The 1,582-nt window shown below is 70.5% G+C and carries 1 protein-coding gene; it reads right to left on the minus strand.

Translation table 11 applies throughout. The annotated features are described in order from the left end of the window. A partial coding sequence (glmS, locus tag AAHM41_RS40140) for a glutamine--fructose-6-phosphate transaminase (isomerizing) (protein ID WP_342242246.1) occupies positions 1–1,582 on the minus strand: 1,582 nt, incomplete at both ends.

Raw genomic sequence — 1,582 nt, forward strand, 5'->3', positions numbered from 1 at the left:
ACTCCACGGTGACGCTCTTGGCCAGGTTGCGGGGCTGGTCGACATCGGTGCCCTTGGCCACGGCGGTGTGATAGGCCAGGAGCTGCACCGGCACGGCGTAGAGGATCGGCGCGACGAAGGGATCGACGGCCGGCAGGTCGATCGCCGCCACCGGCCCCGGCCCCAGTCTCTCGATGCCGTCGCGGTCGGAGAAGAAGATCACCTTGCCGCCGCGGGCCATCACCTCCTGCACATTCGACACGGTCTTGTCGAACACCGGGTCGCGCGGCGCCAGCACGATCACCGGCACCTTGTCGTCGATCAGCGCGATCGGCCCGTGCTTCATCTCGCCGGCGGCGTAGCCCTCGGCATGGATGTAGCTGATCTCCTTCAGCTTCAGCGCGCCCTCCAGCGCCAGCGGGTAGGACAGGCCGCGGCCGAGATACAGCACGTCGCGCGCCAGCGCCACCTGGTGGGCCAGGTCGCGGATCGTGGCGTCGTGGTTCAAGACGTCGGCCAGCCGGCCCGGCACCTCGGTCAGGGCGGTGGACAGCGCCGCCTCCCGCCTGGCGTCGATGGCGCCGCGGGCCCGGGCCGCGGCGACGGCCAGGCAGGCCAGCACGGTCAGCTGGGTGGTGAAGGCCTTGGTCGAGGCGACGCCGATCTCCGGCCCGGCCAGGGTCTGGATCACCGCGTCGCTCTCGCGCGCGATCGAGCTGTCCGGCACGTTGACGATCGACAGGATGCGCTGGCCCTGCGACCGGGCGTAGCGCAAGGCCGCCAGCGTGTCCGCGGTCTCGCCCGACTGGGAGACGAAGATGGCCAGGCCGCCCTCGGGCAGCGGCGCCTCGCGGTAGCGGAACTCCGAGGCGATGTCGATCTCGACCGGCAGCCGGGCCACGGTCTCGAACCAGTATTTCGCCACCATGCCGGCATAGAAGGCGGTGCCGCAGGCGACGATGGTGGCGCGCGGCACTTGGGCGAAGTCGAAGGGCAGCGCCGGCAGCACCACCGCCCGGGTGGCCGGGTCCAGCATGGTGCGCAGCGTGTCGCCCACCACCGCCGGCTGCTCGTAGATCTCCTTCAGCATGTGGTGCCGGAAATCGCCCTTGCCGATCAGCGCGCCGGTGGTGGCGATCGGCTTCACCGGCCGTTCGACCGACTGGTCCTGGGCGTCGTAGATCTCGACCCCCGAGCGGGCGATCACCGCCCAGTCGCCCTCGTCGAGATAGCAGATCCGGTCGGTCCACGCGCCGATCGCCAGGGCGTCGGAGCCGACATACATCTCGCCGTCGCCGAAGCCGATGGCCAGCGGCGAGCCGCGGCGGGCGACGACCAGCAGGTCCTCCTCGCCGTTGAACAGGAAGGCCAGCGCGAAGGCGCCCTCCAGCCGCTTCAGCGCCGCGGCGCTGGCCTCGCGCGGCGCCATCTGCCGGTCGAGGTAATGGCTGACCAGATGGGCGACGATCTCGGAATCGGTCTCGGTGGCGAAGACATGGCCGAGGCCCTCGAGCTCGCGCCGCAGCTCGCGGAAATTCTCGATGATGCCGTTGTGCACGATCGCGACCCGGTCGGTCGCATGCGGATGGGCGTTGGTCTCGTT

The organism is Inquilinus sp. OTU3971 (genome assembly GCF_038440215.1).